Consider the following 7,537-nt stretch of genomic DNA (forward strand, 5'->3'; position numbering starts at 1 on the left):
TCGCTTAACGGTGGATGTCCGGGCAGAAGTCTGGTGGTAATGTTCGTGACAACGCGTTGGGACGCAAGAAAGCCGCAAACCTGTTCAAAAATAACACCGGAGGAGAGATGAAATACAGAACCGCCACGCCACAGGAAATAAACGCACTGGCCCGGCAGAACATAGGGGTGCTGGATATCAGGAGTCGCGAAGAGTGGGCGCGTGAACACCTGGCGGGCTCGGTGTCGGTACCACTGGGTGAAAATGGTTTTGATGAACGTCCTGATCTCAGAATCAACGCATCCGACGTCGTGGTATTTCATTGCCAGAGTGGCATGAGAACGGCCCGCCATGCGGATACGCTGGCCGCTCTGGTCGCTCCTGCCAGCGTGTTGATTATGGAAGGTGGGATCAACGCCTGGAAAAAAGCAGGTTATCCGACGCAGGTTAATCGCAAACAGCCGCTACCGCTGATGAGGCAGGTGCAGATAATCGCCGGAACGCTGACGCTGTCAGGAACCCTTGCTGGCACCCTTTTGTCACCCTGGTTTTACCTTATCCCCGGTTTTGTAGGAACCGGGCTTATCTTCGCTGGCATATCTGGATGGTGCGGTATGGCAAAATTACTCTCTGTCATGCCCTGGAATAAATAACATCAGGTCGTTATGAGCGCATTCCCGACGGGCCATCGACGGTGGGCCACGGGATATGGCTCAATTCCATCGAATAATGACCTGCGAGCAACTCACTGCCTGTCTGCGACTTTTTTATACTGCACGCTCAATGAACAGACCGCATCGCTGCGGTTAATCTGATGGAGTAAAGTATGCAACTGACGCAAATACGTAACGCCACACTGAAACTCGATTATGCCGGCGTTCGTTTCCTGATCGACCCGATGCTGGCGGATAAAGAGGCCTGGCCCGGATTTTCCGGTACCGCGCGCGCTCATCTGCGTAATCCTCTGGTGGCGTTGCCGGTTTCAGTAGACGCGCTGCTGGCGGTGGACGTGATTATTGTGACGCACACCCATCAGGACCACTGGGACGAAGCGGCACAGCAGTTAATCCCCAAAGACAAAGTTATCTACACCCAGAATGAAAGCGACGCATCACTCATCCGCTCTCAGGGCTTTACGTCGGTGAAAGTGCTGGCTGACAGCAACGTCATTTCCGGCATTAAGATCGTTAAAACAGATGGCCAGCACGGTAGCGATGAAGCCTATGCGATTCCAGAGGTTGCTGAGCGCCTGGGCGATGCGTGCGGGCTGATCTTTTCTGCAGAAGGTGAAAAAACGCTGTATGTGGCCGGGGATACCATCTGGGTGCCACCCTACATTGAGAGCCTGAAAAAATACGCCCCGGACGTTGTGGTACTCAATATTGGATGTGCCACTGTCGACGGCATCGGCCCTATTATCATGGGCAAAGAGGACGCACTGCGTACCCTGGAGGTGCTCCCTTCGGCGACTATAGTGGCGTCACATATGGAAGCGGTAAACCATTGCCTGCTGAGCCGCGCTGAACTGCGTGCATACACGGCAGATAAAGGTGTGCAGCAAAATGTGCGGGTCCCCGAAGACGGCGACACGCTAAGTCTCTGACGCACAGCCACGCTTCTGCCATATCCGGTTCAATCACCAGAAGGTGTCAATCATGTCTGCTCTGCACGTTGTTGTTATTGCCACGCCGGGCTTCAGCCCGTTTCACTTTTCCGTTCCGTCCATGGTGTTTGACAAGGCCATGCCAGCGCCGGGGCGGTTTTGTGTGACCATTTGTGCAGAGCAGCCCGGAACAGTGGCATCAGATATCGGTATTTCCATCAATGTGGAGCACGGGCTTGAGCTGCTTGATACGGCGGACATTATCATTGTTCCGTTCTGGGAGCATCCTGAGACGCGCCCGGCGCCTCTTCTGCTTGATGCGCTACGCAATGCCTGGCAACGCGGGGCTGAGGTAGTGGGGCTGTGTCTTGGTGCTTATGTCCTCGCCTATGCCGGACTGCTGGACAACCGTCGGGCCTCGACCCACTGGGAATTTGAGCAGGATTTTGCCGGTCGCTTTCCTCAGGTCAGACTGGACAGTAATGCACTCTATACCAGCGATGAGCGGCTTATCACCTCAGCGGGGACGGCGGCTGGAATCGACTGCTGTCTGAACATCGTGCGTGACCATTACGGTAGTGCGCTGGCAAACCGCGTTGCCCGACGAATGGTCATTCCTCCTTACCGGGAGGGCGGGCAGGCACAGTTTATCGAACATGCGGTGCCGGAGACGACCCGTGATGAGCAGATAAATGACCTGATTGACTATTTGCGGCGCAATCTGGACAAGCGTCATGATATTGACGCCATCGCCGGTTTTTCCGGTATGAGTCGGCGCACCCTGACACGCCACTTCAGCAAGGCAACGGGAATGTCGGTTGGAGACTGGCTCAGCGCCCAGCGGCTGCAGCGCAGCCAGGAATTGCTGGAAACCACCGATCACAGCATTGAAGTCGTATCATCTCTTGCCGGGTATCAGTCCCCGGTCTCTTTCCGCCAGCGTTTTAAGGCGCACTTTAACATCAGCCCGAGCGAATGGCGGCGCGCCTTCAGAGGACCGGGCCTGATGTAATGCGCAGGCGGTGCACGTTGCGGTATGCCTGGCCTCATAGCCCGTCAGGGATGCCCTCTCCTCGCTGAGAAGAGGGTATGGCCCGAGCCCGCATCGTTGCGTGAGGCGCCCGCAGAGAACCCCTACACCAGCTTCGCCTGGGCCCAGGTAATGCCGCTGGCGTATTCCGGCCCTAGCAGGGGCACCAGCGCTTCCAGCGTGGCGCTCAGGCGACCGTTATCGTCGTCATTCAGATTCAGGTGTCCCACCTTACGACCCGGACGTACCTCTTTGTCGTACCAGTGCAGATGCACCAGCGGCAGTTTCAGCCAGTCATAATTCAGTTCAGTGCCGATGAGGTTAATCATCACCGATGGACTGTTTACCACCGGCTGTGGCAGGGGCAAATCCACAACGGCACGCAGGTGCAGCTCAAACTGGCTGATGGACGCGCCGTTTTGCGTCCAGTGACCGCTGTTGTGCACGCGCGGGGCGAGTTCGTTAATCAGCAGGCCAGCCGGCGTCACAAAGCATTCCATCGCCATCACACCCACATAGTTAAGCTCGTTCATGATGGCCGTCAGCATGCTTTCTGCTTGCTTTTGCTGCTCTGTATTCGGTTTCGGGAAAGCCACGCTGGTACGCAGGATGCCATCCTGATGCAGGTTGTGTGTCAGCGGGTAAAACACCGTCGCCCCGTCGTGCCCGCGCGCGCCCACCAGGGAAACTTCACCTGAGAAGTTAATCCCCTGTTCAACGATGCACTCGCCATAGCACTCGTCCGGAAGCTCGTCTGTATCACCGGCGCGCAGACGCCACTGGCCGCGACCGTCATAGCCGCCGACGCGACGTTTTACGATTGCCAGATCGCCAAGACGGTTGAAAACAGAGGGCCACTCGTTTTTCTGAGCCAGCAACTGCCAGGGGGCGGTAGCGAGGCCAAGCTTATCGAATAGCTGCTTTTGGGTCAGGCGGTCAGCAATGATGGGAAAGACGTCGCGGTTAACAAACGCCGGATGACGCGCCAGCTCCCGCGTCAGGGCGGTTTCCGGCCAGCGTTCAATCTCTGCGGTGATGACGCTCTGGGCAAAAGGTACGGCCTGCGGATCGGCATCCAGCCCGACCGGCCAGACGGCAATGCTGAGCGGCTCGCCAGCCTGGCGCAGCATACGGCCCAGTTGACCGTTACCTAAGATGCAAACCTGTTTCATGCTGCACCCCGTGGGTCCGGATTCTCCAGTACCTCGTCGGTCTGTGCACGGCGAAATTCAGTCAGACGCTGATGCAGTTCGGCGTCATGCTGCGCGAGGATTTGTGCGGCCAGCAGGGCGGCGTTGGCGGCACCTGCTTTGCCAATCGCCAGCGTGCCAACGGGAATACCACGCGGCATCTGGACGATGGAGTAGAGGCTGTCGAGGCCGCTCAGTGCAGCGCTTTGCACCGGCACACCCAGCACCGGCACCAGGGTTTTCGCTGCAATCATGCCCGGCAGATGCGCCGCGCCGCCAGCACCAGCGATGATCACCTGAAAACCGTTCTCTTCGGCGCTTTCGGCGAAGGTAAACAGCTTGTCGGGAGTGCGGTGCGCGGAGACGACTTCAACGTGGTGCGGGACATTCAGGGTATCGAGGATTTCGGTGGCGAACTGCATGGTCGCCCAATCGCTTTTCGATCCCATAACAATGGCGATACGCGCCGGCTGGTTAGCAGAAGACATGCGTTAAGAAAACTCCTGTGGGTGTGACGACGAACAGCTTTTGAGGGCACAGAGAATAGCACGGAAAACCGGCAAGGAAAACGGTTGCGTCACGATGAATACGGGAATCTGACAGCGTAAAGACGGAGATTCTCCCCGTTATGCCAGCAACAAAATGACCCGTTATCAGAAGGGAAAATGGTGCAGTTCGACGTCATCGGGCGTCACGCGAACCAGTGACCCCTGGGTGTGCCAGGCACCGAGCACGACACGGATCGCAGGTTGATCGTTAATAATCAGTTCGTGAATAGCCGGGCGGTGGGTGTGACCGTGAATCAGGCACTGCACCTGGTGTCTGGTCATGGTGGCAACGACCGCGTTGGCGTTCACATCCATGATCGACAGGGATTTATGGCTGTTGGCCGCTTTGCTGCTGGCGCGCATTTTGCCGGCGATGCGCTGACGCACAAACAGCGGCAGGGCTAAAAAAAGCGTTTGAAGCCAGGGTTTATGCACTTTGGCGCGAAATGCCTGATAGCCTGCGTCGTCGGTGCAGAGCGTGTCGCCGTGCATGATGAGCACCTTGCGGCCATACAGCTCGAGCACTTTTTCTTCCGGCAGCAACTGCATGCCGCTTTCACGGGCAAAGCGTTTGCCGAGCAGGAAGTCACGATTTCCGTGAATGAAATAGCAGGGGACGCCGCTGTCGACCACGGCTTTGATGGCGGCGGCAATCTCCCGGTGCAACGGCGTGGGATCGTCATCGCCAATCCAGGCTTCAAACAGGTCGCCCAAAATGTAGAGCGCGTCAGCCGTGCGGGCAGTGCCGTGCAGAAAATGCAGAAAACCGGCGGTGATCGCCGGTTCTTCTGTTTGCAGATGAAGATCTGCGATAAAGAGTGTCGCCACGATTACTCGCTAACGGTCACGCTTTCAATCACAACGTCTTCTTTCGGTACGTCCTGGTGCTGACCGCTACGGCCGGTGGCAACCGCTTTGATTTTATCGACCACATCCATGCCTTCAACCACTTCTGCAAAGACACAGTAGCCCCAACCCTGGAGGCTTTCGCCGGAGAAGTTCAGGAAGTCGTTATCTGCTACGTTGATGAAGAACTGCGCGGTAGCGGAGTGCGGAGCCTGGGTACGGGCCATTGCCAGCGTACCACGGGTGTTTTTCAGGCCGTTGTTGGCTTCGTTTTTGATCTGATCTTTGGTCTCTTTCTGACGCATGCCCGGCTCGAAGCCGCCGCCCTGAATCATAAAGCCGTTAATAACACGGTGGAAAATGGTGTTGTTGTAAAAACCTTCGCTGCAGTAGTCCAGGAAGTTTTTGACTGTTTCAGGCGCTTTGTCATCAAAGGTTTTGATTACGATATCGCCGTGATTAGTGTGGAAAGTAACCATTTTTGCATCCTGTTCCGATAGTATGGTGCGCAAACCCCATCAGGGGTCAGAGATAGTCGCCTGTTATAGCATAACCGGGAGGTGGGATCACCTTGCAATCGGTGCTGCTTCCGCTACGAATTATGGGTATCATACGGATCGAACTGTTCACACACGTCTACATGGAATCTTCGATGTTAAAAATTTTTAATACACTGACGCGCCAAAAAGAGGAATTCAAACCTATCCATGCCGGGGAAGTCGGCATGTACGTGTGTGGTATTACGGTTTACGATCTCTGTCATATCGGTCATGGTCGTACTTTCGTTGCCTTTGACGTGGTTGCACGCTATCTGCGCTTTATCGGCTATAAGCTTAAGTACGTGCGCAATATCACCGATATCGATGACAAAATCATTAAACGTGCTAATGAAAACGACGAGAACTTTGTGCACCTTGTCGATCGCATGATTGCTGAAATGCATAAAGATTTTGATGCCCTTAACATCCAGCGCCCGGATCTTGAACCGCGTGCGACCCACCACATTCATGAAATTATCGAGATTACCGAGCAGCTGATTGCCCGCGGGCATGCGTATGTTGCGGATAACGGTGATGTGATGTTCTCCGTGCCGACGGATCCGAACTATGGTCAGTTGTCTCGCCAGGATCTCGATCAGTTGCAGGCGGGTGCCCGCGTTGACGTGGTGGATGTCAAACGTAACCCGATGGACTTTGTGCTGTGGAAGATGTCCAAAGCCGGCGAGCCGAGCTGGCCGTCGCCGTGGGGCGAAGGTCGTCCAGGCTGGCACATTGAATGTTCCGCGATGAACTGCAAACAGTTGGGCAACCATTTTGATATTCATGGCGGCGGTTCGGATCTGATGTTCCCGCACCATGAAAACGAAATCGCCCAGTCAACCTGCGCGCACGACGGCGAGTACGTGAACTACTGGATGCACTCCGGCATGGTGATGATTGACCGTGAGAAAATGTCCAAATCGCTGGGCAACTTCTTTACCGTGCGCGATGTTCTGCAGTATTACGATGCCGAAACCATTCGTTACTTCCTGATGTCTGGCCACTATCGCAGTCAGCTGAATTACAGCGAAGAGAACTTAAAGCAGGCACGTTCTGCCCTGGAACGCCTCTATACCGCGCTGCGTGGGACTGACACCTCGGTCGCCGCGGCTGGTGGCGAAGCCTTTGAAGCGCGTTTCATCGAAGCGATGGACGATGATTTCAACACCCCGGAAGCCTACTCCGTGCTGTTTGATATGGCACGTGAAGTGAACCGCCTGAAATCCGACGATGCGCAGGCGGCGAACGCGATGGCGGCACACCTGCGTAAACTCTCTGGCGTGCTGGGCTTGCTGGAGCAGGAGCCAGAACTGTTCCTGCAAAGCGGTGCGCAGGCGGATGATGGCGAAGTCGCGGAGATTGAGGCGCTGATTCAGCAGCGTCTGGACGCGCGTAAAGCGAAAGACTGGGCAGCGGCAGATGCGGCGCGCGATCGCCTGAATGAGATGGGCATTGTGCTGGAAGACGGGGCACAGGGTACGACCTGGCGTCGTAAGTAGTTTTCCCCTCTCCCTTGCGGCTGAGGGATCCCCACAAAAAAATGCCAGCCGGTCTGGTCCCCTCGCCCCACCGGGGAGAGGGCCAGGGTGAGGGGGAACATGCGGCTCTGAGGGTCGTTCCGTTCACCTTATGTTCCTTGCTTTTCTGTCACGCCAGAACCCGTGAACGTGCCAGGGTGGTTCACCGCCACCACCCTGGCGACCCGGGCTCCCGGCAAGGAAAATCGCCGCTTCGCGGCATTATTCGCCCCATCCCTGGGGCTCACCCTTTCAGGGCTAGCGCAGGCGCTATTCAAAATCGCT

The 7,537-nt window shown here is 56.2% G+C and carries 8 protein-coding genes; 4 read left to right on the forward strand and 4 right to left on the reverse strand.

Annotated features, from left to right (window positions below):
* Positions 1–107 precede the first annotated feature (107 nt).
* The 3 genes from KXR87_RS12395 to KXR87_RS12405 all read left to right on the forward strand — a co-directional run bounded on the left by KXR87_RS12395 (position 108) and on the right by KXR87_RS12405 (position 2,594).
* Positions 108–632 (forward strand): rhodanese-like domain-containing protein, encoded by a 525-nt coding sequence (locus KXR87_RS12395; protein ID WP_437432549.1) that lies wholly within the window; start codon positions 108–110, stop codon positions 630–632.
* Between the two features lie 173 nt (positions 633–805).
* Positions 806–1,582 carry an MBL fold metallo-hydrolase gene (locus KXR87_RS12400; protein ID WP_437432550.1) on the forward strand — a complete coding sequence of 259 codons (777 nt, stop codon included), beginning with the start codon at positions 806–808 and terminating at the stop codon, positions 1,580–1,582.
* Positions 1,583–1,634: 52 nt separating this feature from the next.
* Positions 1,635–2,594, forward strand: a complete 960-nt coding sequence (locus KXR87_RS12405; protein WP_437432551.1) for a GlxA family transcriptional regulator — start codon at positions 1,635–1,637, stop codon at positions 2,592–2,594.
* Positions 2,595–2,716: 122 nt separating this feature from the next.
* Here the strand turns inward: KXR87_RS12405 and purK are convergent, their stop codons facing one another.
* The 4 genes from purK to ppiB all read right to left on the reverse strand — a co-directional run bounded on the left by purK (position 2,717) and on the right by ppiB (position 5,675).
* Positions 2,717–3,784 (reverse strand): 5-(carboxyamino)imidazole ribonucleotide synthase, encoded by a 1,068-nt coding sequence (gene purK / locus KXR87_RS12410; RefSeq protein WP_437432552.1) that lies wholly within the window; start codon positions 3,782–3,784, stop codon positions 2,717–2,719.
* Positions 3,781–4,290 (reverse strand): 5-(carboxyamino)imidazole ribonucleotide mutase, encoded by a 510-nt coding sequence (gene purE / locus KXR87_RS12415; protein WP_437432553.1) that lies wholly within the window; start codon positions 4,288–4,290, stop codon positions 3,781–3,783. The genes purK and purE overlap by 4 nt, the downstream gene beginning before the upstream one ends.
* Before the next feature lie 165 nt (positions 4,291–4,455).
* Positions 4,456–5,178: a UDP-2,3-diacylglucosamine diphosphatase gene (gene lpxH, locus KXR87_RS12420; RefSeq protein WP_437432554.1), complete on the reverse strand. Its 723-nt coding sequence runs from the start codon at positions 5,176–5,178 to the stop codon at positions 4,456–4,458.
* A 2-nt stretch (positions 5,179–5,180) separates the two neighbouring features.
* Complete coding sequence (gene ppiB, locus KXR87_RS12425; RefSeq protein ID WP_437432555.1) at positions 5,181–5,675, reverse strand: peptidylprolyl isomerase B; 495 nt, start codon at positions 5,673–5,675, stop codon at positions 5,181–5,183.
* Positions 5,676–5,848: 173 nt separating this feature from the next.
* Here ppiB and cysS point away from each other — a divergent pair, with 173 nt between their 5' ends.
* Positions 5,849–7,234, forward strand: a complete 1,386-nt coding sequence (gene cysS / locus KXR87_RS12430) for a cysteine--tRNA ligase (RefSeq protein ID WP_437432556.1) — start codon at positions 5,849–5,851, stop codon at positions 7,232–7,234.
* Positions 7,235–7,537: the final 303 nt, after the last annotated feature.

Source organism: Yokenella regensburgei, from assembly GCF_051486985.1.
Taxonomy (GTDB): Bacteria; Pseudomonadota; Gammaproteobacteria; order Enterobacterales; family Enterobacteriaceae; genus CBFFRJ01.

Excerpts from the sequence above, each read along its gene's own strand:
- ppiB (WP_437432555.1), bottom strand. The coding sequence starts at position 5,675 with ATGGTTACTTTCCACACTAATCACGGCGATATCGTAATCAAAACCTTT.
- KXR87_RS12405 (WP_437432551.1), top strand. The coding sequence starts at position 1,635 with ATGTCTGCTCTGCACGTTGTTGTTATTGCCACGCCGGGCTTCAGCCCG.
- KXR87_RS12395 (WP_437432549.1), top strand. The coding sequence starts at position 108 with ATGAAATACAGAACCGCCACGCCACAGGAAATAAACGCACTGGCCCGG.
- purE (WP_437432553.1), bottom strand. The coding sequence starts at position 4,290 with ATGTCTTCTGCTAACCAGCCGGCGCGTATCGCCATTGTTATGGGATCG.
- purK (WP_437432552.1), bottom strand. The coding sequence starts at position 3,784 with ATGAAACAGGTTTGCATCTTAGGTAACGGTCAACTGGGCCGTATGCTG.
- cysS (WP_437432556.1), top strand. The coding sequence starts at position 5,849 with ATGTTAAAAATTTTTAATACACTGACGCGCCAAAAAGAGGAATTCAAA.
- KXR87_RS12400 (WP_437432550.1), top strand. The coding sequence starts at position 806 with ATGCAACTGACGCAAATACGTAACGCCACACTGAAACTCGATTATGCC.